The sequence below is a fragment of the Vibrio furnissii CIP 102972 genome (assembly GCF_000176175.1).
Classification (GTDB): Bacteria; Pseudomonadota; Gammaproteobacteria; order Enterobacterales; family Vibrionaceae; genus Vibrio; species Vibrio furnissii.
This window is the reverse complement of the sequence record NZ_ACZP01000014.1, coordinates 1,437,368-1,461,760: the sequence shown is the minus strand read 5'-3', so window position 1 is coordinate 1,461,760 and position 24,393 is coordinate 1,437,368. Positions and strand designations below refer to the sequence as shown.

The 24,393-nt window shown below is 51.3% G+C and carries 23 protein-coding genes; 7 read left to right on the top strand and 16 right to left on the bottom strand.

The annotated features are described in order from the left end of the window. Positions 1-25: 25 nt before the first annotated feature. A complete protein-coding gene (locus tag VFA_RS16895) occupies positions 26-637 on the bottom strand; it encodes a glutathione S-transferase family protein (RefSeq protein ID WP_004728066.1) in 612 nt (203 codons plus the stop codon). A gap of 99 nt (positions 638-736) precedes the next feature. Here VFA_RS16895 and VFA_RS16890 point away from each other — a divergent pair, with 99 nt between their 5' ends. Together VFA_RS16890 and VFA_RS16885 are read left to right on the top strand one after the other, a co-directional pair. Next, complete coding sequence (locus VFA_RS16890; RefSeq protein WP_004728065.1) at positions 737-1,315, top strand: TetR/AcrR family transcriptional regulator; 579 nt, start codon at positions 737-739, stop codon at positions 1,313-1,315. Between the two features lie 30 nt (positions 1,316-1,345). Then, positions 1,346-1,750, top strand: a complete 405-nt coding sequence (locus VFA_RS16885; RefSeq protein WP_038152112.1) for a PPC domain-containing DNA-binding protein — start codon at positions 1,346-1,348, stop codon at positions 1,748-1,750. Between the two features lie 75 nt (positions 1,751-1,825). On the opposite strand, the gene VFA_RS16880 is transcribed toward VFA_RS16885, so the two are convergent. From VFA_RS16880 to VFA_RS16850, 7 genes are all read right to left on the bottom strand, one after another. Further along, on the bottom strand, positions 1,826-3,418 hold the full coding sequence (locus VFA_RS16880; RefSeq protein ID WP_004728063.1) for an ABC transporter ATP-binding protein: 1,593 nt from the start codon (positions 3,416-3,418) through the stop codon (positions 1,826-1,828). Then, positions 3,418-4,461 (bottom strand): ABC transporter permease, encoded by a 1,044-nt coding sequence (locus VFA_RS16875; RefSeq protein ID WP_004728062.1) that lies wholly within the window; start codon positions 4,459-4,461, stop codon positions 3,418-3,420. Before VFA_RS16875 ends, VFA_RS16880 begins: the two co-directional genes overlap by 1 nt. After that, positions 4,462-5,550 carry a microcin C ABC transporter permease YejB gene (locus tag VFA_RS16870; RefSeq protein WP_004728061.1) on the bottom strand — a complete coding sequence of 363 codons (1,089 nt, stop codon included), beginning with the start codon at positions 5,548-5,550 and terminating at the stop codon, positions 4,462-4,464. Positions 5,551-5,559: 9 nt separating this feature from the next. Further along, complete coding sequence (locus tag VFA_RS16865; protein ID WP_004728060.1) at positions 5,560-7,377, bottom strand: extracellular solute-binding protein; 1,818 nt, start codon at positions 7,375-7,377, stop codon at positions 5,560-5,562. 287 nt (positions 7,378-7,664) lie between these two features. Continuing rightward, positions 7,665-8,183 carry an NUDIX hydrolase gene (locus VFA_RS16860; RefSeq protein ID WP_004728059.1) on the bottom strand — a complete coding sequence of 173 codons (519 nt, stop codon included), beginning with the start codon at positions 8,181-8,183 and terminating at the stop codon, positions 7,665-7,667. Between the two features lie 116 nt (positions 8,184-8,299). Then, positions 8,300-9,232, bottom strand: a complete 933-nt coding sequence (locus VFA_RS16855; protein ID WP_004728058.1) for an exopolyphosphatase — start codon at positions 9,230-9,232, stop codon at positions 8,300-8,302. Positions 9,233-9,420: 188 nt separating this feature from the next. Beyond that, entirely contained in the window at positions 9,421-10,425 is a 1,005-nt protein-coding gene (locus VFA_RS16850) for a YdcF family protein (protein WP_232281739.1), read from the bottom strand. Positions 10,426-10,555: 130 nt separating this feature from the next. Here VFA_RS16850 and VFA_RS16845 point away from each other — a divergent pair, with 130 nt between their 5' ends. Then, positions 10,556-11,335, top strand: coding sequence for a siderophore-interacting protein (locus tag VFA_RS16845; protein WP_004728056.1), 780 nt, complete (start codon positions 10,556-10,558; stop codon positions 11,333-11,335). A gap of 170 nt (positions 11,336-11,505) precedes the next feature. On the opposite strand, the gene VFA_RS16840 is transcribed toward VFA_RS16845, so the two are convergent. The 6 genes from VFA_RS16840 to VFA_RS16815 form a co-directional block, all read right to left on the bottom strand. After that, positions 11,506-12,630, bottom strand: a complete 1,125-nt coding sequence (locus VFA_RS16840; RefSeq protein ID WP_004728055.1) for a M14 family metallopeptidase — start codon at positions 12,628-12,630, stop codon at positions 11,506-11,508. Between the two features lie 133 nt (positions 12,631-12,763). Further along, the gene (locus VFA_RS16835) at positions 12,764-13,672 is read right to left on the bottom strand and encodes an EamA family transporter (protein ID WP_004728054.1); all 909 of its coding nucleotides are present in this window, start codon (positions 13,670-13,672) and stop codon (positions 12,764-12,766) included. A gap of 64 nt (positions 13,673-13,736) precedes the next feature. After that, complete coding sequence (gene phnR, locus VFA_RS16830) at positions 13,737-14,441, bottom strand: phosphonate utilization transcriptional regulator PhnR (protein ID WP_004728053.1); 705 nt, start codon at positions 14,439-14,441, stop codon at positions 13,737-13,739. 80 nt (positions 14,442-14,521) lie between these two features. Beyond that, the gene (locus VFA_RS16825) at positions 14,522-16,228 is read right to left on the bottom strand and encodes a putative 2-aminoethylphosphonate ABC transporter permease subunit (RefSeq protein WP_050780279.1); all 1,707 of its coding nucleotides are present in this window, start codon (positions 16,226-16,228) and stop codon (positions 14,522-14,524) included. Positions 16,229-16,246: 18 nt separating this feature from the next. Beyond that, positions 16,247-17,347 carry a putative 2-aminoethylphosphonate ABC transporter ATP-binding protein gene (locus tag VFA_RS16820; protein WP_004728051.1) on the bottom strand — a complete coding sequence of 367 codons (1,101 nt, stop codon included), beginning with the start codon at positions 17,345-17,347 and terminating at the stop codon, positions 16,247-16,249. A gap of 186 nt (positions 17,348-17,533) precedes the next feature. Continuing rightward, positions 17,534-18,541, bottom strand: a complete 1,008-nt coding sequence (locus VFA_RS16815) for a putative 2-aminoethylphosphonate ABC transporter substrate-binding protein (protein WP_004728050.1) — start codon at positions 18,539-18,541, stop codon at positions 17,534-17,536. A gap of 256 nt (positions 18,542-18,797) precedes the next feature. Here VFA_RS16815 and phnW point away from each other — a divergent pair, with 256 nt between their 5' ends. From phnW to phnX, 3 genes are read left to right on the top strand one after another with little or no spacing between them, the layout of a single operon-like run. Then, positions 18,798-19,904 (top strand): 2-aminoethylphosphonate--pyruvate transaminase, encoded by a 1,107-nt coding sequence (gene phnW / locus VFA_RS16810; protein WP_004728049.1) that lies wholly within the window; start codon positions 18,798-18,800, stop codon positions 19,902-19,904. Beyond that, positions 19,901-21,286 carry an aspartate aminotransferase family protein gene (locus VFA_RS16805; protein WP_004728048.1) on the top strand — a complete coding sequence of 462 codons (1,386 nt, stop codon included), beginning with the start codon at positions 19,901-19,903 and terminating at the stop codon, positions 21,284-21,286. The genes phnW and VFA_RS16805 overlap by 4 nt, the downstream gene beginning before the upstream one ends. A 53-nt stretch (positions 21,287-21,339) precedes the next feature. Continuing rightward, positions 21,340-22,155 (top strand): phosphonoacetaldehyde hydrolase, encoded by an 816-nt coding sequence (phnX, locus tag VFA_RS16800; protein ID WP_086027310.1) that lies wholly within the window; start codon positions 21,340-21,342, stop codon positions 22,153-22,155. 65 nt (positions 22,156-22,220) lie between these two features. Here phnX and VFA_RS16795 read toward each other — a convergent pair whose 3' ends face one another. Beyond that, the gene (locus tag VFA_RS16795; RefSeq protein ID WP_004728046.1) at positions 22,221-22,814 is read right to left on the bottom strand and encodes a DUF1294 domain-containing protein; all 594 of its coding nucleotides are present in this window, start codon (positions 22,812-22,814) and stop codon (positions 22,221-22,223) included. A 384-nt stretch (positions 22,815-23,198) separates the two neighbouring features. Between VFA_RS16795 and rnk the strand changes: the two genes are divergently transcribed. Further along, positions 23,199-23,606 (top strand): nucleoside diphosphate kinase regulator, encoded by a 408-nt coding sequence (gene rnk, locus VFA_RS16790; protein WP_004728045.1) that lies wholly within the window; start codon positions 23,199-23,201, stop codon positions 23,604-23,606. 45 nt (positions 23,607-23,651) lie between these two features. On the opposite strand, the gene yjjG is transcribed toward rnk, so the two are convergent. After that, a complete protein-coding gene (gene yjjG, locus VFA_RS16785) occupies positions 23,652-24,326 on the bottom strand; it encodes a pyrimidine 5'-nucleotidase (protein ID WP_004728043.1) in 675 nt (224 codons plus the stop codon). Positions 24,327-24,393: the final 67 nt, after the last annotated feature.

Below are 24,393 nucleotides of genomic sequence, written 5' to 3'. Positions count from 1 at the left end.
ACGACTTACAACCTCTGACAGAAGATTACTGAAAGGCTGGACGTTGTTGAATTTGCTCAAACCAGCGCGCGATATTTGGGTATTGCGCTAACGGGTTGAGTTCCAAAGCCTTTTCGGCAAAACCGATAAAGATAAATGCCGTGATATCTACAATCGTGAAGTATTCAGTTGCCACATAGGTTGATACCGCGAGACGCGCATCCAATTGCGGCAGAAAACTGGCGACACGCGCTTTGCTCTCTTCGCCCCACGCAAAAACACACTGTTCTCGGTCTTTGTAGATGCCAGACAGATTACGAAACGCCTGAAAACCCGCATACAACCCTTGGAACTCGGTCACGCGATGCCACATTTCGACTTGCGCTTTATCCAACGCGCTACGGCCAAATAAATGCAGTTCATTGGGCGTCGATTCATCGAAGTATCGGCAGATGGCGACACTCTCGCACAAGGTCGTGCCATCATCCAGTTCTAACATCGGAACTTTGCCATTCACGCTCTTATTTTTGAACGCATCCGTCAAATTTTCCCCGTCGCGTACATTCATTGCAACGCGATCAACTTCCACACCCAGCTCTTTAAGAAAAATGCTGACGCGACGGCAACTTGGCGTGACGGCAGTTTCGTATAGCTTCATAAAACTTCCCTTTTATCTCTTTTTCAGAACGATCGTTTAGGTTAGACTCTACCCGTTAACTAAACGATCAGTCAAGAATGAATTTGTAGGGAATAATCCATGGCTCGAAAATGTAATTTTGACCGCGATGAGAAACTGACTCAGGCCATGGAGTTGTTCTGGCAGCGCGGCTACGCCAATACGGCGATTTCCGATTTGGTGGATGCGCTGCAAATCAACCGCTTCAGCCTCTACAACACCTTTGGCGATAAACAGAACCTTTACTACGAAGCGTTGGACCAATACCTCAACACCGTGTCCTTGCCGGGGTTGAGCGCGTTACGGGAAGATGGTGCGTCGTTAAGCGCCATTGAGACATTCCTCAATCAGTTTACCGCACTACAACGCAAACGCAGTTGCGGCTGCTTCATTCAAAACGCGCTGGTTGAACACGCGGGCCATGACGACAAGGTGTTGGATAAAGGGCAAATGCTGTTTGATGAGCTGCTTGCACTACTCGCGCACGCCATCAACAATGCGCAGCGCGACCAACAGATCTCCCCTGCTATCGCGCCTAAAGCGCTTGCCCAATTGATCCTAACCCAACTACAAGGCATGCGCGTGCTGGGTAAAGCCAAACGCTTTGACGACTTAGACCAAGCGACTACCACGCTACTTCAATTAATTCGACTCAACTGATTCAATCTCATCAATTCAAGGGGCATTCAGATGGTAAAGGTGCGGGCCACACGCCTCACACGAGGTGCAGATTTAAAACAATCGATCATGGCATTGGTGCAGGCGCACGGTATAACAGCGGGTTCGATTGCCTCATGCGCGGGCTGTTTATCGCACCTGAACATTCGCCTCGCCGACAGCACCTCAACGTTATCGCTGCAAGCGCCGTTTGAAATTGTCTCGCTGATGGGCACCTTAACGCCGCATCATCTGCACCTGCACATTGCAGTCGCTGATTCTCAAGGCAAGGTTTTGGGCGGTCATTTGCTGGACGGAAATCTCGTCAACACCACGGCGGAGTTGATTGTGCACGACTATCCGGATTTGGCGTTTGATCGCGAGTACGATGCGCACACCGGTTTTACCGAGTTGACCATTCACCCCAAGTCAGCCTGATGTCACATGCAGCAAAAAGCCCGGATTAACCGGGCTTTTCTTGGGCTGAACACAAGGGTCTGGAACGACGAAGCATTAGAACGACGAGAGTCGCACCAACTCTTGGGTATAAGGGTGATTAGGATGCTGGAACAGGGTTTGCGTCGCGCCCTGCTCGACAATCTGCCCTTGCTTCATCACGATGGTGTAATGGCACAGTGATTTCACCACATTCAGATCGTGGCTGATAAACAGATAGGTCAGGCCATATTTCTCTTGCAGTGATTTTAAAAGATCCAACACTTGCGCTTGCACCGTGCGATCCAGCGACGAGGTCGGCTCATCCAGCAAAATAAATTCGGGTTTGAGCACTAACGCGCGGGCAATCGCAATGCGCTGGCGCTGGCCACCGGAAAATTCATTCGGATAGCGATGACGCGTCTCAGGATCCAAATCCACTTCACGCATCGCCTCACAAATCGCGTTATCAATCTGTTCATCGCTGAAATCGGTGTGCACATGCAGCCCTTCACCAATCACCTGAGCAACCGACATTCTTGGATTCAACGCTGAGAATGGGTCTTGAAACACCACCTGCATTTTGCTGCGATACGGTAGCATGCCTTTGCGATCAAGTTGCTGAATGTCCTGCCCTGCGTAATCAATCACGCCTTCTGAGTGCACCAGTTTCAGAATCGCCATGCCGGTGGTGGATTTTCCCGAACCACTCTCGCCAACCAAACCAATAGAGTGACCTTCGCGCAGCTCAAACTGCATGTCGGTCACGGCTTTGATGTGACTCACGGTACGCTTAAATAAACCGCCAGTGATGGGAAACCACACTTTCAACCGATCAGTTTTCAGTAGCACTGGGCTTTGATGATCGGCAGCAACAGGCAAACCCCGCGGGTCCGATTCAATCAGCAGTTTGGTATAAGGATGCTGCGGCGACGCAAACAACGCTTTGCATTCGTTCTCTTCAATCAAACGCCCGTCTTGCATCACCGCGACACGGTCAGCAATCCGGCGCACAATACTGAGATCGTGCGTGATAAACAGCATTGCCATGCCCAATTCATGTTGCAGTGATTTGAGCAAATCGAGAATTTGCGCCTGCACCGACACATCGAGCGCGGTGGTCGGCTCGTCAGCAATCAGCAGCTCAGGTTCGTTGATGAGCGCCATCGCAATCATCACACGCTGCCGCTCACCGCCAGAAAGTTCATGCGGATAGGCGTTAATCTTGATGTGGGCGTTACGAATGCCCACCTTTTCCAACCAACTGATGGCCAGCGATTCTGCTTTTTTCTGGCGCATACCGCGGTGAATTGCCAACGTTTCCACCAACTGTTTGCCAATTTTGTGCAGCGGATTGAGTGACACCATCGGCTCTTGGAAGATCATGCCAATTCGGCCACCGCGAATGCCGCGCAGTTGACGCTCAGAGCATGCCAGCGTGTCAGTTCCTGCAAAATCGATTTTCCCGTCCAGATAATGCGCCGAACCTTTAGGCAGCAGCTTCAATATCGCGTTCGCCGTCACCGATTTTCCTGAACCACTTTCGCCCACCAGCGCCAATGTTTCCCCTTTTCGAATCGATAACGACACCTGATGCGTCACCGGTTCAATCGCGCCAGCGCGCCCAAAACCGACCGAGAGGTTTTCAATCGTGAGTAATGTGTCGCTCATTAGCCTCTCCTTTGCAAATGTGGGTCAAACGCATCGCGAACCGCTTCACCAACGAAAACCAACAACGTCAGCATCAACGACAAAACGACAAAAGCCGAAATGCCAAGCCAAGGCGCCTGCAAATTCGCCTTCCCTTGTGCCAACAGTTCCCCCAGCGACGGTGACCCCACGGGCAAGCCGAAACCGAGGAAATCAAGCGAGGTCAGCGTGGTGACCGAACCGGACAGAATAAACGGCATCATCGTCAATGAGGCGACCATCGCGTTCGGCAACATGTGGCGCAGAATGATGCGGGAATCACTCACACCCATCGCTTGCGCAGCGCGAACATAATCAAAGTTACGACAACGCAGAAACTCGGCGCGCACCACGCCCACCAAGCTCATCCAACTAAAGAGCACCATGATGCCCAGCAACCACCAAAAATTGGGTTCAACAAAGCTCGATAAAATGATCAACAAGAACAGCGTTGGCATGCCAGACCAAACCTCGATAAAGCGTTGGCCAAACAGATCCAACCAACCGCCGTAATAGCCTTGCGTCGCACCGACCACCACACCAATGAACGACGAGACGATGGTCAACACAAAACCAAACAACACCGAAATACGAAAACCATAGATGATGCGTGCGAGCACATCACGCCCTTTGTCATCGGTCCCCAACCAGTTCACGGCATCGGGGGGCGAAGGAACAGAGCCAACGATGTCATAGTTGATGGTGTCGTAGCTAAACCGGATCGGCGCCCAAATGATGTACCCTTTCTCTTCAATCAGGTCGACGACGTATGGATCGGTGTAATCGGCTTCGGTTTCAAACTCGCCGCCAAAACGGGTTTCCGCGTACTGCTCCATCACCGGGAAATACCAGTGATGGTCATAGGAAATAAACAGCGGTTTGTCATTGGCGATGCCTTCGGCAAACAAGCTGATGAAAAACAGCAGTGCAAAAATCCACAACGAATAAAAGCCGCGCCGATTCGATTTAAACCGCTGCCAGCGCGCGGCATTCAGCGGATTCACTTTCTTCTTTAACAGCGCCATTTAACGGGCCTCAAAATCAATGCGCGGATCAACCCAGGTGTAGGTGAGATCCGAAATAATGCCGAGCAACAAGCCCAATAACGTCATGATATACAGCGAACTAAACACCACCGGATAATCACGTTGAATGGTCGATTCAAAGCCAAGCAGGCCAATGCCTTCGAGCGAAAACATCACTTCAATCAACATCGAACCGGTGAAGAAGATGCTGATAAACGCACTCGGAAAACCAGCAATGATGATCAACATGGCGTTACGAAACACGTGCTTATACAGAATTTGACGCTCGTCGAGCCCTTTGGCGCGCGCGGTCACAACGTATTGCTTGTTGATTTCATCCAGAAACGAGTTCTTTGTCAGCATACTCAAGGTCGCAAAACCGCCGATCACCATGGCGAAAATCGGCAGCGCCAGATGCCAGAAATAATCGATGATCTGTTGATACCAGTTCAGCTGCGCGAAATTGTCCGACACCAAGCCGCGCAGCGGAAACCAACTGAAGTAGTTCCCGCTGGCAAACACGATGATCAGAATGATGGCAAACAAGAAACCGGGAATCGCATACCCGACAATCACCATCGCACTCGACCAAACATCAAAGCGCGAGCCGTGATGAATCGCCTTCATGATGCCCAGTGGAATCGAAATCAGGTAAATGATGAGCGTGCTCCACAACCCAAGGGAAATAGAGACCGGCAGGCGCTCGACAATCAAATCAATGACGTTCCCACCGCGAAACAAGCTTTCACCGAAGTTAAACGTCACGTAGTTTTTGAGCATGTCGAAGTAGCGTTCATGCAATGGCTTATCAAACCCGAACTGACGTTTGATCGCCTCGACCACTTCGGGATCCAACCCACGCGAACCTTTGTAACCCGATGGGCTGCCGTTGTCGATTTTCGACATATCGACTTCCTGACCACCGCCCGAAAAGCGTTCCATGATGCCGTTGGAATGCCCTTCCAGATTGGCGATGGCCTGTTCAACTGGGCCCCCCGGCGCAATCTGAATGATAAAGAAGTTAATGGTGATGATCGCCCACAGCGTTGGGATCACCAACAACAAACGGCGAAGAATATACGCTGCCATAACTGCCTCTTAGCGACGTTTTTCAGGTAACTTCTGGGCTTTCTCTTGTGAGATCCACCAGGTATCAATGCCCAAATCATAGGTTGGCATTTTAGCCGGGCGTTCAAACTTATCCCATGTGGCAACGCGGTACATGCTGGTGTACCACTGCGGGATGATGTAGAAGTTCCATTGCAGAATGCGGTCCAACGCTTTACCGAGCGATTTCAGTTGTTCTGGATCCTCTTGATGCTGCGCAATCTGCAAGGTCAATTCATCAATGACGGGGTCGGTCACGCCAGCCGTGTTGTACGTCGAGTCGATGTAGTGTGAGTTCCACACAATCATCAGGTTCGGGCTTGGGAACGGATTGGCTGAATAAGCCGACGACACCATGTCGAAATCGCGATCACGCAGGCGTTTGATGTATTGAGTGGTGTCGACGGTACGAATCTTCATGTCGATCCCCATCAACTTGAGGTTCTTTTGCAGGGGAATCGCAATACGCTCGGAGGTTGGGCTGTAAATCAGCAGTTCAAACGTCATCGGCTCACCGGTTTGGACGTTGGTCATCACTTTATTTTTCAGTTCCCAACCTGCCTCTTTCAGCAGCTTAAACGCTTCACGCATCTGCGGACGAATACGCCCGCTGCCATCGGTCACTGGTGGCTGGAACTCGGTGGTAAACACGCGCGGCGGAATCTTATCTTTAACCGGATCCAGCACCGCAAGCTCTGCCTTATCAGGTAATCCTTTGGCTTCGTATTCGGTGTTTTGGAAATAGCTGCGCGTGCGCGTGTACTGGCTGTAGAACATGTTTTTGTTCATCCATTCAAAGTCCATCGCGTAGTTCAGCGCTTCACGTACACGTACATCACTAAACACCGGACGTTGAATATTGAACACAAACCCTTGCGTGGCGGCAGGTGCGTTGTGAGGGATCTCTTCTTTTTTAATAAAGCCATTGTTGAAGTTGACCCCCGTATAAGACGTTGCCCAGAATTTGGCCTGACTCTCTTGGCGAATATCAAACTCGCCCGCCTTAAACGCTTCAAGCATCACGGTATCGTCGCGGTAATAATCGTATTGCACTTGTTTGAAGTTATTGCGCCCCACATTGACTGGCAGCGATTTTGCCCAATAGTTATCATCAAGTGTGTAGGTAATACTCTGCCCCGGTTTGAAATCCGCGACGCGGTATGGGCCGCTGCCGACCGGTGGTTGATTCAGCGGCTCAGACAAGCTTTTGTCTTTCCAGAAATGCTCGGGCAGCACACGCGTTTGCTGCGCAAAGCTAAAGAGTTTGTCTCGGTTCGGCTCACTCATTTCAATGCGCACGGTTTTATCGTTCAGCGCCTTCACCGATTTGATCTCTTTGTAATACACGCGATATTGCGGTACGCCTTCGGTCATGAACTTGTTGAAGGTAAATTCCACATCGTGCGCCGTGATGGGGACACCGTCCTGAAAACGGGCTTTCGGGTTGATGTCTAGCTCAAGCCAAGTGTAATCGTCGGAATAGCGTACTTTTTCTGCAATCAACGGGTAGTAAGAGTCGATTTCATCAGAGGGCGAAAACATCAATGAATCGTAGAGTTCGCCGCTGGCTGCGGCCGCCACACCACGTGAGGCGTAACGGTTAAAGTTATCGTACGTGCCCACCTGACCGTAGGTGACTTTGCCGTATTTCGGCGCATCGGGATTCACGTAGTCAAAGTGAGTGAAGTTATCGGGGTACTTGGCTTGACCAAAACCGACCAGACTGGTGGTTTCGATGACGTTGGCGAGAGAAACGTGACTAAAGACAGAGAGTGCCACACCCAACGCGATTGGTTTGATTTTGCCCATGAAAGAATCCTTCTACTTAACGTCGTGCTGCTCCACCGTGCGGCCAATTCAAGACTCAGCGACAAATCTGGCCAGATGGAGAAGTCATCGGTTTTGTTCCCGTCACTGAACCGACAGCGCAACGCATCGTCACCTCGGTTCTACGGGTACATTTCTTATTAATAATTCAGCTACTTGGGTAAGTATAGAGAAATTTATCGATTACGAAACTGCTGAAACCTTATAGACACGCCAAGCGGCGGCATAGTTCAAAGATTTCAGCAGTTGATGGGGGTAAAGCGGGGAAATCAGAGCAGTTCTTTGGCAATTAAACGCAGCAAGAAGGTTTCGCGTTCGATGCTCATGCCTTTTTTGTCACTGTTTGCCATGGTCTGTTCGTTGTGCGCAATCGCGTCACGAATGTTGATCCAAACCGGTTTCATGCCGTTATTGATCTCATAGGTTTCGTAATTGGTCTCCCCCAATTCACGGTCCACTTTGCAGGTAAAACAGTACGACACCATGTGTAGGATGTCCGCATCATCCTTGTACCAAGGACGAAACTCATCATAGAGGCCAAAGGCTTTGATGTTGTGAATGTTTTGCGCGCCCGTCTCTTCTCGTAGTTCGCGCACCAACCCTTGCAGGATGTCTTCGTGCTCATCCACGCCGCCGCCCGGCAAGGTGTAATCGTGATAGCGCTCGGTATAGAGCATCAGAATCTCTTCGCCATCCAGAACAATGGCGCGTGCGGCTTTGCGTTGCAGAATATGGTGTTGACTCAGTGGCCCCACTTCCGGATGCGTAGCAATATGTAAATGTCTCATATGGCGTCCCTCTAGAAATTTCGGCGCTTACTTTATCAAAGTGAGGCATAAAAAAACCTGCCGCAGCAGGCTTTTTTCATCATTCGTATTCATGCCAATGATGGATTGATGATCGCTTAACCATCTTTGGTGATCTGCAAAATCAATTCGCGCTCCACCTGTTCGGCTTTCTCGACCGGAATTTGACACGTTCCCGCCGCTGCATGACCACCGCCGCCGTATTGCAGCATCAATTCACCAATATTGGTGTGCGAGCTGCGATCGAAAATTGATTTTCCGGTGGCAAACACGATGTTCTGCTTCTGAAAGCCCCACATCTTATGAATCGAAATATTGCATTGCGGAAACAGCGCATACACCATAAAGCGGTTGCCCGCATAAATCACCTCTTCATCGGTCAAATCAAGCAGCACCAAGTTATCGTGAATACGCGCGCAGCGTTGAATTTGCTCTTTAAACAAGTTTTCATGGTCGCGATACAAGCCAATGCGCTCTTGCACATCCGGCAGCGACAAGATCTGGTCAATCGTGTGATTGGCGCAATAGTCGATCAAGTCCATCATCAGGTTGTAATTGGAGATGCGGAAATCGCGGAACCGCCCCAGCCCGGTACGTGCATCCATCAAAAAATTGAGCAGGTTCCAGCCTGTCGAATCCAACACTTCATCGCGGCTAAACTGCGCAGAATCCCCTTTGTCGACCGCTTCCATCATTTCCAACCATTGGTCGGGAAACACGTCCAGCCCCCCATAATATTCCCACACCACCCGTGCCGCCGATGGCGCGTCAGGGTCGATAATGTGATTATGGCGCTCACCGGCATTGCGCAGCGTTTCAGAATGATGGTGATCAAACACCAAGAAGGCATCGCCGACATACGGCAAATTCGTGACAATGTCACTCTTCGTCACCTCCACCTTCCCGTCTTGCATGTCTTTGGGGTGGACGAACTTGATGTCGTTGATGAGTTGAAGTTTTTTAAGTAATACGGCGCACACAAGTCCGTCGAAATCGCTGCGTGTCACCAATCGATACTGTTTCTCTGTCATGGGCTGATCCCCTAAAATGCATGCACCACTGCCGCGTGAAAACAATGCGGAAACCAAAAACAAGGTCAAAATTTGGCACCAAGATCAAAGTGCCTCATGAAATAATTCTAGACAGCATCCCGCTTTTGACAAATTTGAAAATAGTCACAAAAGGGGTAATTTCGACAAGCTGAAACCTTGATCACACCTTAAACAGCTGTTCGAGGCAACTGCTCGGGGTCAAAGTGACGATTGAGAGCGGTTAAGTTGTGATGCAACGTGCTTAAGGCATCCTGCACCACATCTGCCGATGCTTCGGGGGTGGTGTCTAACATCGCGCGCTCGATATCAAACAGCGCAGTTAATACCTCAGGGTGTTCGCCGCGTTGTTGGCACACCGTTTGTGCCAAGCTGATGGCGTTTTCCGCAATGCTGAACGGCACCTCACGAACCTGAGCGAGTGGGCGCTGAAACACACCACGAACCACCCCTTCGAGATACACACGATACGTGGTGATTTCGTCCATCAATAAAAACAGCGCCGCGCGATCGCTGCAGTGGGGATACGGTGCCAAAATGTGATGCTCAAGCTGCGGATCGATATGAAGCGTCAATCCTTGTGTCGCACAGCGCTGCTTGAGCACACGCAGTAACCCTTGCTCATCCATTAAACGTTGAATTTCAAAAATGCGTTTGAGGTGATAATCGTTCGAGGCAAAAATGACATCAATCTCACTGCCTGCGGCAAAGATCCCTTGTTCCCTCAGGGTTTGCGCCATACATTCGATATTCTCAATGGTATTGGTTGATGCTTGCTCCAACACCAGCGTCATCTCATTCGGGTTCAAACCGTGTTTTTGGCTTTGCTGAATAAAGGCTTCAGCCATAGCAGAGGCTTCTGACACCTGCTGCCCGTCGGTACATCCCCCGCAAAACCCAATGATTGGTTGAGCGAACTGCTTCGCGGCAAGCCATGCCACCAGCGCTTGGACGCGGCTTTCTCCTTCCGCAGTTAACTGGTTGTTCACCAAACGTTTTCCGAGCACCAGAATCAGCGAGTGTTGCATGGCTTCGATTTCCTTCCTTTCAGGCGTTGAGGGCGTAGAGACCTTGAGATAGTGCAACATATTCAGCGTGTTGGCGAGCGCACTGTGAGATAATTCTTGTTGAGTCGCTGTGTCATTGTGTTCAATGATGGAAACGATATGGGTCATATATCGACTTTTAATGGGTCATTTGGTGTTAAGTGTAAATTTAGGTAAATGACAACAATTATCATTGCCGAAGTCAGCAATTAACGTTAAGGTTACAGCCAATATAAAGTCGTTACATTGATGAGCTACTATGCAAAATAAACCACAAAAACGAAGCTTCCATGCTCTAACCGTCACAGATTCCCAAACCATTTCTAAGCATTTCCAACGCATCACGCTACAAGGCGATGCCATCGCTCACTTTGGTAAAGAGAGTGAAGGCGGCTACATCAAACTGCTGTTTACGCCCGATGGCGGCACGGATATCAGCACACTCAGCGATGAGGCTCGCCCCCTGATGCGTACTTACACCATTCGTCAATTTGACCCACAAAGCAACAGCATTGTGGTCGACTTTGTGCGCCACATTACAGAAGACCAATCGTGCGGCTTTGCAGCGCGCTGGGCCGAGCAAGTTCAAGTGGGCGATACCATTTCGATCGGTGGCCCAGGGAAAAGCCAAGGCCTCAATACCGCAGCAGATTGGGTCTTTATGGCAGCCGACATGACTGCCCTGCCTGCACTTTCCGTCACGCTCGAAAACTTAAGCGCCGACACGCAAGGTTACGCAGTGATTGAAATCGACGATGAAGACGACAAGCAAGCATTCAACGCACCAGCGGGCGTCAAGGTCATTTGGAGTGTTGGCACGCCGTTAGTTGAAGCGGTGAAAGCGCAGCCTTGGCTTGATGGACAATGTTCGGTGTGGTGTGCGTGTGAATTTGAATCGATGCGCGCGCTGCGTCAATACTTCCGCAATGAGAAAGAGATTGACCGCGAACACATCTACATCAGCAGCTACTGGAAAAACGGCGTCAGCGAAGATGGTCACAAAGTAATTAAACGCGAAGACGCAGAAGCCAACAGCTAAGCAACCGAACCTTAAGAAGTGTCACAACACTTCCCCCCTCAATGGCCTTCGGGCCATTTTTTATGTCTGCTACCGATTAATTTTTATGTCTGCTTACTGTTGATGTCAGCAACAAAAACAAAAAAGCCAGCAACATGGCGCTGGCTTTCGATATCAACATTTGGCTTGAACTAGATCTTATCTGACACAGCGAGAACGGCTGCCAGCATGTCCTGACCAAATAGCACACTGCGCTCTGGCGACCATCCGTACAGCGGATCCGGATGATTGTTGTGATCTTTAAATGGCATTTCGACGGTGTAAGACAGGCAGTGGAATTGCTCAGCAACCCAATTCGAGCCCACCGTCAGGTTCGCTTTGCCCGCTTCGTCTTTGTCGTAGCCGATGTCATCTTGAAACTCTGGCGTAATCGTCAGCAGTGCTTGTTTGAATGCTGTTTCCAGTGCCGCCAGCTCTTCATTGTAAGAAGGAATGCCTTCCGAACCAGCCACAAAGTTGTATGGAATCGCTTCATCCCCATGGATATCAAGGAACATGTCGACGCCAGTTTGCAGCATACGCTCACGCACCAAATAAACTTCCGGGCTCTTTTCCATCGATGGCGTTTGCCATTCGCGGTTGAGGTTCACACCGACCGCATTGGTGCGCAGGTGACCACGCACACCGCCGTCTGGGTTCATGTTCGGCACCACATACAGCACCGCTTTTTCCAACAATGCACGCGCCACGGTGTCGTTGTCGTCCAATAGGCGCTGAATCATCCCTTCCACAAACCATTCGGCCATGGTTTCGCCCGGGTGCTGACGCGCAATCACCCAGATTTTCTTTTTGCCTTCGTCTGGTTCACCAAACGTCAGCAAGCTCATGTCGTTGCCGTCGAGCGTATGACCCAGCGTTTTCAACTGGCAATGGTGCGCGCTTTGCGCCATGTGCAGTAGATCAAGGTGACGATCGTAACTGTACGGCGCAAAATACGCGAAATAGATAGAGCTGCGCTCAGGGATCACCGTGAATGTCAGGGTGTCGCCATCAAATTCAGACGGAATGCGGAACCACTCTTCACGGTCGTAAGACGCCACCACATCGTAGCCTTGCCAGCCTTCCGGATACGCCGATTTGGCCAGGTCGAGCAGTTTGATGGTGTGCGATGCTTCGGCTTGTGTTTCGAGACGAAAGTGGAACCATTGATAGAACTCCGACATGTTATCGTTCGGGATCTTCAGTTGAATATCGTCTTTGTTGTCCGCGCTGACAACGTGAATGCTGCCGCTGTCGAAGTTGCTGAATATTTTCATGAGGGATTCACCTATTGAATCTGAGCTGAAGCGCAGAGGCTATCACAAATGAGAATACGTCCCTATTACTTTGCGCACATTTCCAATCGGTGGCTGGCAGGAATCACTGTTTGAATACGCGCCTTGAGGACGTTTATGCTTTGCCCAGTGTCAAAACGATCCCGGAGAGGATCAACACCACGCCCGCGCCGCGCGTGTAGTGCCATTTCTCGGCCAGAAACCACACGCCCATGAACAAGCCCATCACGATACTGATTTGGCGCAGCGCCACGACTAAGCTGACATTGTCGGTCATGGTCATCGCAAACAGCACCAATCCGTAGGTCGACGCCATCATCACTCCGGCCATACTCGCTGCTTTACGGATTTGCCACGCGCGCTGCAGCTCTTTACGGTTGCCCGTCACCACACACCACAAAATCACCGGCAGCACCATGGCCCAGAATTGAACCCCCAGATAGAAAATCGCGCTGTAGGAGTTGCCCAGCACCTCACCTGCAGCTTGAGTCAGTAAAAGTAGCGCCTCTTTATCAATCACGGAATAGCCCGTCGTGCCAAGTGCCGCCACCAAGGCCCACAACACCCCGACATTGAAGTACGAGCGCGGCGTAAACTGACGAAATCCCGTGAGCGGCACCAGCATGCATCCCAACGTGATGAGTACAAAACCAAGCCATTGGAATTGCGTTAAGGTGTGGCCAAGCCACATGCTGAGCGCGCCGACCATCATCACCGGCAGTGCGCGTGCGATGGGGTAAATCACGCCCACATCGGCGTGTTTATACGCTACGATCAGCCCTACCAGATAGACCATCTGCGCCAAGCCGCTGATGAGCAGCAAGCCCCAAAATGCCGGGGGTAGCGTTGTCCAGCCAACGGTCACGAGATACCAAATGAGATACGGCGTCAGCAACAAACACGCGGAGAGGCTGGCCGCCATGGTAAAGGCGACACCTGAACCGGCGTGACTTTTACCCAGAATGTTCCAGCCTGCGTGCAGCACGGCTGAAAAAACCACTAACCCTATCGCCAGGACGTCCATGGCAGTTTCCTTACTTCGAAGAAAAAGGCTCCGTGCGGAGCCTTCAGACTTGTTCGTTTTGTTTTTAACGGCTCAACTGCGCAACCGATTCAATGCTGATCGCATCATGACGCCAATACTCAATGTCGCAGTCAATCAAGTCGCCATTTTGGTTGTAGTTCACACGCTCCACCACCATGGCGGGAGTGCCCGCGGTGGCCCGCAGCGCCTGCGCAGTTTCGCCCAATAAGGAACTGGTCGTGATGCGATAACGAATGGTTTGATACTGGGTGCCAAAGTGCTCGCGATAGATATCCGTCAGTGAATTCGACAAATCGAAATCAAGCAAATTGGGAAACAGTTCCGGGCGAATGTAGTTGGTCACATACACCACAGGACGATTTTCCAGATACCGCACTCGATCGACGCGATACACATCTGAAAATGGTTTGAGGTTCAGTAACTTGGTCGCCTGCTTGTTGGCAATCACCGCTTTGGCGCTCAAGAGTTCCGTGTTCGGTTGGCGATTTTGCGCCAATGCCATGTTGGTGAAATTGAGCGTTTGGGACGGATCGTAGCGCAGCGTCTCTGGTGAGATAAACCAGCCGCGGCGATCTTCTCGGTAAATTTTCCCTTCCGCTTCCAACAGCGACAGCGCTTCGCGCAGCGTGACGCGCGTGGTATCGAACGACTCAGCCAACTTTCGCTCAGCGGGTAATTTCTGTCTTGGGGTGAGCATGCCCGCGTCGATTTGCTCCACGATGGCATCTTTAATTTTTACGTATTGCACGTGATTCCTTATTACTCGTTTATCACTCAATCGCGGTCATTGGACTTTGAACCTTGAACCTTGAACTTTGGGCTTAGGGCTTAGCGTTTGCGCCAAGCTTGGGTGCGTTTGGTCAGCAGCCTTTCGGTTACCAAATGCACGACTTTCGCCCCTGCCGCCGAGCCCATGATCATCACGGCCATCGCCGCTGCGGCGCCCGTTTGCCCTGCATCGTCCATATTCAATACCGAGACCGATGCCGGGATGGTGTCTGTTGAGTAAAGAAATACTACCGCAGAAGTGGTGGTCAATGCATTAATAAACAGATAGCTAGCGATGTCCAGTACCGCAGGCAAACACACCGGGAGCGTCACTTTAAACAGCAAACGATATTGCGGCAGTTTAATCGATGCCGCCGTCGCTTCAATTTCCCCGGGCAGTTGTTTAAGGGCGGTCAGCGCCGTCATGTGCCCCACGGTGTAGTAATGCACGATGGTGTTCACCACCAAAAATGCCATGGTGCCGTACAGCACACTGAGCGGATTGGCCGCATCGTTAAAATAGAAAATGTATCCCAGCCCCAGCACCATGCCCGGCACCGCCATCGGCACCACACTCAGCATCTGCATCAGTTGGCGCACTGGCGCAAAGGCACGGCCTTTTTCGATGCCATACGCACCAAGAAAAATCACCACCGTGCCAATCAATGCGGTAAAGGTCGCCAGAATCAGCGAATTGAAATATGGGCTCCAGCCGTAGGTGCTCATCTCCGCAAAGTTGTAGTTATTAAGCGTCAGCGCTTTGTTCCAAGGCCAGAACGTCACCAATGAACCGTATACCGCCATACCCAACACCAGCACAATCGCGCCACACACCGTCAGGCAGTAGAGAAAGCACAGTGAATCACGCACGCGATTTGGACTCGGGACATACGCGACGGAGCGGGTATCGAACAAGTTCTTTTGCTTTTTCTGCACCCAACGATCGGCGATAAACGCCAACGCCGCCGGAAGCAACAGCAACAAACTGGTGACTGCACCCATGGCAAAGTTTTGCTGCCCCACCACCTGTTTGAAGATGTCGGTGGCTAACACGTTGTAGCTCCCGCCGATAACTTTCGGCACCCCAAAGTCACACACCACCAGCGTGAACACCACAATGAGCGTGCTGATCAAACCGTACTTGGCAGCGGGCAACGTCACGACCAGAAAGGTTTTCCAACCGGGCGTTTTCAGCGCGCGCGCCGCTTCGTATAAACGCGCGTCAGACGTGCGCAGCGAGGTATTTAAAATCATCAAGGCATGGGGAAAGGTCCAGAAGATCAACCCAAGGCTAATCCCCATCAATCCATACACCGATTCACCGCCCAGCCAAGACTTGAAGATGCCCTGATTGCCAAACAGAAAAATCAGGCTGATCGCGGGCAACAACGAAGGCGCCAAAATTGGCGCGCTGCCCAGTACTTGAAACAGCCCTTTCATCGGCATACACGAGCGACTTAACGCGTAGGCATAACCAAATGCCAACGTCGACACCACCACCGTCACCAGCACACCGACGGTAAAGGTGTTGCCCATCGACTGCCACAAAGCGTTGGAGGAGAAATACGTCGCAAAGTTTGCCAAGCCGACATACTCACCGGCGCGGTTTTGTACCGATTTGACCAACATGGCCCACAACGGCATCAAGATGAACAGCCACATAAACAGCAAGAGCGCGGTCAGCGTCACGCCCAAAATCAAATTGTCGCGACTGATGCGTTGCCACCAGCGACTTGATGTGGCGGCGGTTGCGTTGGATAAAATCATAGCTTTCACTTTCTCACCTTAGGCAGCATCGCGCGTTGTCATGCGGGTTGGATAGACCTGAACCACGGTGTCGCGAATCGCCAAATGACGCACATCACCGGTTTGAATCGCGCTATCGACAACGTGTTGCACCGAGAGATCCACATGCACCGCAGGCAACGACGGTTCATCCTGAAAACGGCACTCAATACGATAGAACGCGCCCAGAAATTCCAGCGATACAATCTTCACCGGCATGGCATTGCTATTGCGTTCCACAAACGCCAACTGCTCTGGCCGCACGGCCAGTTCAAAGTGATCGCCCTGCTGCACACTGGCATTGCCAATCGCAGGCAAGCTAATCAGCGACTCGGCAACGCGCATTTGTAGCGGCGTGGTCATCGACGCCGGAATGAAATTCATGTGACCAACAAACTGCGCCACAAATCGGCTGGCCGGTTGCTGGTAAATCTCTTGAGGCGAGCCAACCTGCTCAATGACGCCGTGGTTCATCACCACAATTCGGTCGGCCATGGTTAACGCTTCGTCCTGATCGTGCGTCACCATAATGGTGGTGATCCCAAGCTTGCGTTGCAGACGGCAAATTTCATCGCGCAGATGGGCGCGAACTTTGGCATCCAGCGCCGACAAAGGTTCATCCAGTAGCAATAAGCCGGGCGACAGCGCCAATGCTCGCGCCAGCGCGACACGTTGTTGCTGGCCGCCGGAGAGTTGATTGGGGAACTTTTGCCCTGAAGTTGGCAAACCGATGGTGTCCAGCCACTCATCGACTTTTTCTAACGCCTCGCGCGTCGAGAGTCCCTGATTTTTCAGGCCGATAGCAATGTTTTCTTGCACAGTTAAATTGGGAAACAGCGCGTAAGATTGGAAGACGATGCCGAAATCACGCTTTTCAGGCGGCAAAAAGGTCATCTCGTGCTGGTTTTGGAAAATGGCGCCCGACGTGGGTAAGTCTAATCCGGCGATTGCACGCAGCAATGTGGTTTTGCCACAGCCCGAGGGGCCAAGAAAGCAGACAAACTCTCCTTGCTGAATGTGAAGGTCGATACCTTTGAGCGCCGTAAACTGGCCAAACTGTTTGATGACGTTGTGAATTTCTAAATAAGGCTGTGAGGTCATAACAAGATCCTTAATTTGGTATAGTCCAAATATAGAATCCCTATGTGACACTGTGGTGACGATTTTATAGACGTGAGATGACAGGAATGTGTCAGTCGATTATTCAGCCAAAAGATTGCCGTACATGTAACGCAAAAAACGAAAAAAGGAGGCCGAAGCCTCCTCAATCATGCGTTGATGAACCCATTAAGATTTAGGTTCAGACTTCGCATCAAACTTCTCAGACCAAGTTTTCAGCACGCGGGCACGCTCGTTGCCCATCTGCGCAAAGTCCATCTTCGCCATCGCTTTTTCAACGTTCGGATAGTTCGCCACGGTTTTGCTGACATCTTTATGGCCCACGACCGGATACATATCAATGTACAGTTCGTTGGCTGCTTTGGAGATGGACCAGTCCACCACGCGTTTTGCTGCGTCCGTTGCTTTCACCAGACCCACCGCTTCCGATTCCCAGCCGATGCCTTGAGGAATGATGACATCCAGTGGTGCGCCTTGCGTTTTCAACTTCGCGCCGCGACTTGCCATCGAAATGCCAATCGCCACTTCACCCATGCCCGCTTGAACGCACGGTTTTGAACCCGAATGGGTGTAATGCGCGATGTTTTGATCCAGACGCTGCATGTAGTTCCAGCCTTTATCTTCACCCATGTTTTGCAGCCAAGCCGACACCTGCATGTAACCTGTGCCCGAAGATGCGGGGTTTGGCATCGCGATGTGGCCCTTATAAATAGGCTTGGTCAGATCTTCCCAACTTTGTGGTTTTGGCAGATTCAACTGTTTGGCAACCGCCTCGTTGAAACACACTGCATTGAAGAACGCGTCATTGCCGTACCACGCCTGCTGACCTTGCGGATCATTCAGGTTAGCGCGCAGTTCATTCGCACCTTTCGGCGTGTATGGCTTCAAAATGCCTTCGTTTTTCAGCAGTGCCATGGACGAGCCTGCAAGCCCCCAAACCACTTCGGCGCGTGGGTTTGATTTTTCAGCCAACAGTTTGGCCGTCATGATACCGGTCGAATCACGCACCCACTTAATTTCGATATCTGGGTTCTCTTTTTCAAACGCAGTTTTGTATTTCGCCAAAATGTCGGTTTCGAACGCGGTATACACCGTCACCTCTTGCGCTGCGTATGCTTGCGCCGCAAATAACGCGACCAGTGAAGCCAGAGTTCCTTTCATAAAACGGGTTTTCATCGTTATCTCCAAGTTGTAGTTAATTTGGTATGTACCAGATTTATTTTCTACGCTAATCCTGTTATGTGACGATTCAATGACGTTCATTTGGCATTTTTGTGAGCATTTCATACTTACACTTGCGACATGGCGATCCGTATAGCCGCGACGGAAGATGTGAAAGTTTTATGAAATCCGCGTTGGTTGCCTTTACCGAAGCGATTTTTCCTTGCTAGAGTAGCGTTAAATTATTGGTATAGTCCAAAATGGAGTTCACATGAAAAACGACTACTTGCTGCTCACCCCTGGCCCCCTGTCGACCACAGAAACTGTGCGCGAAGCCATGTTAAAAGACTGGTGTACGTGGGATGACGAATACAACAAAGATATTGTGGAAGTGATTCGCCAAAAATTGGTGGCGCTGGCGACCCGTCACAGCGGATACACCTCGGTGTTGATGCAAGGCAGCGGCACCGCGTCGGTCGAAGCCACCATCGGCAGCACCTTAGGCCAACACGGCAAGTTGCTGGTCGTTGATAATGGTGCGTATGGCGCTCGAATCGCGCAGATTGCAGCATACCTGCACATAGATTGTGCCATCGTCTCACCCGGTGAAACTGCGCAACCGTCTCTTGAACACATCGAAGCATGCCTTCAGCAAGATGCCACCATTACCCATGTGGCCATCGTGCATTGCGAAACCACCACCGGCATGTTGAACCCCATCGCGGAGGTCGTCGCGCTGGCCAAACGGTACGGCAAAACCGTGATTGTGGATGCGATGTCGAGCTTTGGTGGCATTCCGATGGATATCGGCGAGCTTGGAATCGACTTTATGATCAGTTCGGCCAACAAATGCATTCAAGGTGTGCCGGGATTTGGATTTGTGATTGCCAAGCAGAGCGAACTGGAACAATGCCAAGGCCAAGCCCGTTCGCTGAGCCTCGATTTGTACGACCAATGGCAGTGTATGGAGAAAAACCACGGCAAATGGCGCTTTACATCGCCAACTCACACCGTGCGTGCGTTTTATCAGGCGCTGCTTGAACTGGAACAGGAAGGCGGCATCGCTGCGCGTCATCAGCGTTATCAAACCAACCAAACCACGCTGGTGCGCGGCATGCAATCCCTTGGCTTTACGCCCCTACTCGATGTATCGCTGCATTCGCCCATCATCACCTCATTCTATTCCCCCACGCATCCGGACTACCAATTCGCCGAATTCTATCAGCGCCTGAAAGCGCAAGGGTTTGTCATCTATCCTGGGAAAGTGAGCCATGCCGATTGTTTTCGCATCGGCAATATCGGGGATGTTCACCCGCACGACATTGAGCGCCTGATTGAAGCCGTGCAAAACGCCATGTACTGGAACGTAGCCTCATGAGCCACGCGAAGCCCGAAACTCATTGGCGTAGCGAGGGCGACATCAACACCACGCCCGCCCGCGAGCAATGGGGCCACAACCTGCAACACCCCGACACGCGCTCGCTGCTTGAGCGCGATGCGAATGTGTTTCTTCATCAGGCGATGTCGACGCCGTGCCTCAACGCGCTGAGTACCGCGCGCGATGTGTACCTAGACGACTTGGCTGGCAAACGCTATCTCGATTTTCATGGCAACAACGTGCATCAATTGGGATATAGCCACCCGCATGTGGTTGAAAAAGTGACTCAGCAAATGCAAACCTTGGCGTTCTCGCCGCGCCGATTTACCAATCCGATTGCGGTGGCATGCGCCGAAAAACTGACTGAGATTTGCGGCGGTGAACTCAATCGCGTGCTGTTTGCCCCTAGTGGCACCTCGGTGATTGGCATGGCGCTGAAACTCGCTCGCCACGTCACACAGAACTTTAAAGTTGTGTCGTTGTGGGATGCGTTTCACGGCGCGTCACTGGATGCCATTTCTGTTGGCGGCGAAGCCTGTTTTCGCCACAACATGGGGCCGTTGCTGGCGGGCGTCGAGCGCATTCCTCCAGCGGTGAGCTACCGTGGCGCTTTCCCTCGCGAAGACGGCAGCGACGTTCACTACGCCGATTACTTGGAATATGTAATAGAAAAAGAAGGCGGCGTTGGCGCGTTTATCGCTGAAGCGGTGCGCAATACCGACGTGCAAGTGCCCAGCCGCGCGTACTGGAAACGCGTACGTGAAATCTGCGACAAACACGGCGTGTTGCTCATCATTGACGACATCCCCAACGGCATGGGACGCAGCGGCCACTGGTTCACCCATCAGGCGTTTGATATCGAACCGGACATCCTGTGCATTGGCAAAGGTTTGGGCGGCGGCATCATGCCCATGGCGGCGCTGATCACCAAAGATCAATACAACACGGCCGCCGCGGTGTCGCTGGGGCACTACACACACGAAAAAAGCCCGCTGGGCTGCGCCGCTGCGCTCGCCACCATCGAAGTCATTGAACAGCAACTGAGCAAAGTACAACGTGACAGCCACTATTTGCACCAACGCCTGCACGCGATGAAGCAGCGTTATGCGTTGATCGGCGATGTGCGCGGCATCGGCTTATTGTGGGGTGTGGAGCTGGTACAAGACCCAACCAGCAAACAGCGTGCGTACGATGAAGCCGAAGCGGTGCTCTATCACTGCCTCAATCACGGATTGAGCTTTAAGGTGTCGCAGGGGAATGTGATTCAACTCAGCCCTCCGCTAATCATCGAGCGTGCCGAACTTGATGACGCACTCGCGATCTTCGAATCCGCACTCCAAGAAATCAGCGCCACATTTGGCTACGCCATCAAGCATTCGTAAAGCAAACCGTTCATAAAGCAAACCGTTCATAAAGCAAACCGTTTAAGGAAACCATCATGCACTCACCGATTCAAGCCGTTATTTTTGACTGGGCTGGCACCATTGTCGACTTCGGATCTTTCGCCCCGACAACGATTTTCGTCGAAGCCTTTCAGCAAGGTTTTGATTTTGAAATTTCACTCGATGAAGCCCGCGTGCCCATGGGATTGGGCAAATGGGATCACATTCAGGCCGTTGGCCGACTGCCCGACGTGGCGCAACGCTGGGAGCAGCAAATGTGCCGCGCCATGAACAGCGCGGACATCGATGCCATTTACGCCGCGTTTATGCCGCTGCAAATTGCCAAAGTGGCGGATCACGCCGCGCCGATTCCACACGCGATTGAAGTGGTGAACGCGCTTAAGCAACGCGGCATTAAAATCGGATCTTGTTCCGGCTATCCGCGTCAGGTGATGGATGTGTTGATCCCAGCAGCAGAGGCGTACGGTTATCAGCCAGATTATGTGGTCGCAACCGATGATCTACCGCAAGGGGGTCGCCCGGCGCCGTTCATGGCACTCAAAAATGTGATTGAACTTGGCGTGACAGATGTACGCGCCTGCATCAAAGTCGATGATGCGGTGCCCGGCATTGATGAAGGCCACAACGCCGGTATGTGGACGGTCGGATTGCTGCTGTCGGGCAACGAAGCGGGACTCACCGAACAAGCGTATCTGTCTGCCGACGAAGCCACACTCAACGCCGCCCGCGTTCGCGCTCGCGACAAACTCTCACAAGCCAATCCCCATTACTTGATTGACACCATCGCCGATTTTCCGGCCGTGGTTGCGGATATCGAACGCCGATTACTCGCGGGTGAACGCCCCTAAAAAAACGGGCCTTGGCCCGTTTTTTGTTTCCATAACCGCGTTGATGTGAAGCGCAGACTTTATGCTTAGAACACTTGCAAACGCACGATCAGCTGCGCGAGCGTGGCAGCACCGTGCCCAGTTAAGGTGTACAAAAACACGGAAAAATTCGCCAGTGCCGTCAGCCAAAAAATCATTCGAAATGGCTGTTCTAACGTTTTAAAACGCAAAAAAGCCTGTGCCATCAACGCGCCCGGCCAGCCTCCCAGTAACGACAACGCGTGCAACAACCATTCCGAAATGCGCCATTCATTGTTGAGCATGGCGCTTTTATCAAACGCATACACGACATAGGTGATGGCGCTGATCAGAATGTAAAACAGCACAATGATTGGCGGGTAGTTCACCAGATAAATACTGGCAAAAAGGACGGTGATGAACCACACTGACAAAGCGAGGGATAACCCGTAAACCATCGGCCGTTCAATGTCGATCGCACGCAAAGAACCGTTGGACTCTTTTGCCAATTTGAAGTGAACCGCTTCGTTGATTTTTGGCCGTCGGCCATGACCTTGCACATCGGAAATGTGAAAGAAGATTTTGCCGCGATAGTTATCGACCGTGATAAAGCCGTACCCTTTCGCGTCATTCCATTCTGAAATTTTGCCTGAAATAGCCATGTTAAACCCATACCCATCCCGCCCTGTCTACTAGGGCAGCACGTATTTCGCCTAGCCGTCACTTTGCTGAGTAGTCATTGGTTTGATGCAAAGCTCCTGAGGGCGCTCACACGACCTCAAGTAAAGCGTAGTCAGTACTCAGAACGAAGATCAAGCCAAGGATCATCTTTTTCTTCACTCTGCTGGGGGGCTGAAGGGGTGGATAAAAGAACATCACTATTTACAAACATACACAATTTATTACTTAAAAACTGTGTGCATATCGATTGAATTCTTAAATTACAAAGACTAAGGTTTGAGCTACCACCTTATGAATTCGATAACCCTTGTTGGTTTTATGCCGCCCTGACCTGTCAGGGCGGTATTTCTTTTTGGAGAAAATAAATGCCGAATCACCATACCATCGTGGTTTCAACTCTGGACATGGACCGCATCAGCGCTCTGCTGGAGAAGATGCCCAAACTGTCACCCGAATTGGAAAAGCTGGAAGATGAACTCGACCGAGCAACCATCAACGAACCGCAGGACATGCCAGACAATGTTGTGAGCATGAACTCAACGGTGCGTTTTAAGTTCACCGGAAAAGACGAGATCATTCAGAAGAATCTGGTCTACCCACACGAAGTGAAAAATAGTGACGATATTTCGATTTTTGCCCCCGTTGGCAGCGCATTGCTGGGGTTAGCGGCCGGTCAAACATTAACATGGCCAATGCCTGGCGGCGCTGAGAAGACCATTGAGATTATCGAAGTGGTGTATCAGCCTGAACGTGAAGGCGATTTCAACCGTTAACAGCGGGAATCCGGTGCAAAGTGTTCGCTTTGCACCAGGAGCGATTTAAGCAATCAGAATCTCTTTCAATTCATGCAGTGAACGCACTTCATAATGTGCATCGATACCTTCGGGTTTTGGCTGCTGATGTACATTCAACCAGCATGTTTCAATCCCAAAATTCAGCCCACCCAAAATGTCTGAATGCGGGTTATCCCCCACCATCAGCACGCGCGCTTTTTCCGGGTTGCCCATCACTGTCATCGCATGAGCGAAAATCCCTGCGTCCGGTTTCGCAATGCCGACTTCTTCCGAGATCACAATGTGGTCGAAATAGTCTTTCATGCCCGTTTTGGTCAAACGCACATCCTGCAATTCCGTAAATCCATTGGTGATAATGCCCAATTTGGCTTTGCCTTTGAGGGCTTCCATCAGCTCTTTGGCGCCGGGCAACAAGGTACAAATGTCTGCCATTGCGCTCAAAAACGCGCTGTTGAGTTCTGCGGTGGTCGTTTCCAGTTTTTGTGCCCAAGACTCAAAGCGAATGTGCTTGAGCTCGGCCGCGGTAATGGTGCCGTTTTGATAATCCACCCACAACGGCTTGTTGACCTGTTGGTAGTGGTGAAAGTCTTGTTCAGTAAAATCCACGCCTTTGCGCGCGAACATCAGCTGCATCCCTTGAAAGGCATCGAAATGAAACAGGGTCTCGTCAGCGTCAAATAAGATCCAATCGTACTTCATGTTGGTTTCCTCAAAATGTCGCGTTCAGTCTAGATTGTTTTCCGTGAGATGTTAATCTCTGTGAATG

What these genes read in the sequence shown, in the direction of transcription:
- VFA_RS16795 (WP_004728046.1), bottom strand. Translation starts at nt 22,814, where the DNA reads ATGGCTATTTCAGGCAAAATTTCAGAATGGAATGACGCGAAAGGGTAC.
- VFA_RS16825 (WP_050780279.1), bottom strand. Translation starts at nt 16,228, where the DNA reads ATGATTTTATCCAACGCAACCGCCGCCACATCAAGTCGCTGGTGGCAA.
- phnW (WP_004728049.1), top strand. Translation starts at nt 18,798, where the DNA reads ATGAAAAACGACTACTTGCTGCTCACCCCTGGCCCCCTGTCGACCACA.
- VFA_RS16805 (WP_004728048.1), top strand. Translation starts at nt 19,901, where the DNA reads ATGAGCCACGCGAAGCCCGAAACTCATTGGCGTAGCGAGGGCGACATC.
- VFA_RS16855 (WP_004728058.1), bottom strand. Translation starts at nt 9,232, where the DNA reads ATGACAGAGAAACAGTATCGATTGGTGACACGCAGCGATTTCGACGGA.
- VFA_RS16865 (WP_004728060.1), bottom strand. Translation starts at nt 7,377, where the DNA reads ATGGGCAAAATCAAACCAATCGCGTTGGGTGTGGCACTCTCTGTCTTT.
- VFA_RS16885 (WP_038152112.1), top strand. Translation starts at nt 1,346, where the DNA reads ATGGTAAAGGTGCGGGCCACACGCCTCACACGAGGTGCAGATTTAAAA.
- rnk (WP_004728045.1), top strand. Translation starts at nt 23,199, where the DNA reads ATGCCGAATCACCATACCATCGTGGTTTCAACTCTGGACATGGACCGC.
- VFA_RS16860 (WP_004728059.1), bottom strand. Translation starts at nt 8,183, where the DNA reads ATGAGACATTTACATATTGCTACGCATCCGGAAGTGGGGCCACTGAGT.
- VFA_RS16815 (WP_004728050.1), bottom strand. Translation starts at nt 18,541, where the DNA reads ATGAAAACCCGTTTTATGAAAGGAACTCTGGCTTCACTGGTCGCGTTA.
- VFA_RS16890 (WP_004728065.1), top strand. Translation starts at nt 737, where the DNA reads ATGGCTCGAAAATGTAATTTTGACCGCGATGAGAAACTGACTCAGGCC.
- VFA_RS16875 (WP_004728062.1), bottom strand. Translation starts at nt 4,461, where the DNA reads ATGGCGCTGTTAAAGAAGAAAGTGAATCCGCTGAATGCCGCGCGCTGG.
- VFA_RS16820 (WP_004728051.1), bottom strand. Translation starts at nt 17,347, where the DNA reads ATGACCTCACAGCCTTATTTAGAAATTCACAACGTCATCAAACAGTTT.
- VFA_RS16895 (WP_004728066.1), bottom strand. Translation starts at nt 637, where the DNA reads ATGAAGCTATACGAAACTGCCGTCACGCCAAGTTGCCGTCGCGTCAGC.
- VFA_RS16880 (WP_004728063.1), bottom strand. Translation starts at nt 3,418, where the DNA reads ATGAGCGACACATTACTCACGATTGAAAACCTCTCGGTCGGTTTTGGG.
- VFA_RS16845 (WP_004728056.1), top strand. Translation starts at nt 10,556, where the DNA reads ATGCAAAATAAACCACAAAAACGAAGCTTCCATGCTCTAACCGTCACA.
- VFA_RS16840 (WP_004728055.1), bottom strand. Translation starts at nt 12,630, where the DNA reads ATGAAAATATTCAGCAACTTCGACAGCGGCAGCATTCACGTTGTCAGC.
- VFA_RS16870 (WP_004728061.1), bottom strand. Translation starts at nt 5,550, where the DNA reads ATGGCAGCGTATATTCTTCGCCGTTTGTTGTTGGTGATCCCAACGCTG.
- VFA_RS16850 (WP_232281739.1), bottom strand. Translation starts at nt 10,425, where the DNA reads ATGACCCATATCGTTTCCATCATTGAACACAATGACACAGCGACTCAA.
- VFA_RS16835 (WP_004728054.1), bottom strand. Translation starts at nt 13,672, where the DNA reads ATGGACGTCCTGGCGATAGGGTTAGTGGTTTTTTCAGCCGTGCTGCAC.
- yjjG (WP_004728043.1), bottom strand. Translation starts at nt 24,326, where the DNA reads ATGAAGTACGATTGGATCTTATTTGACGCTGACGAGACCCTGTTTCAT.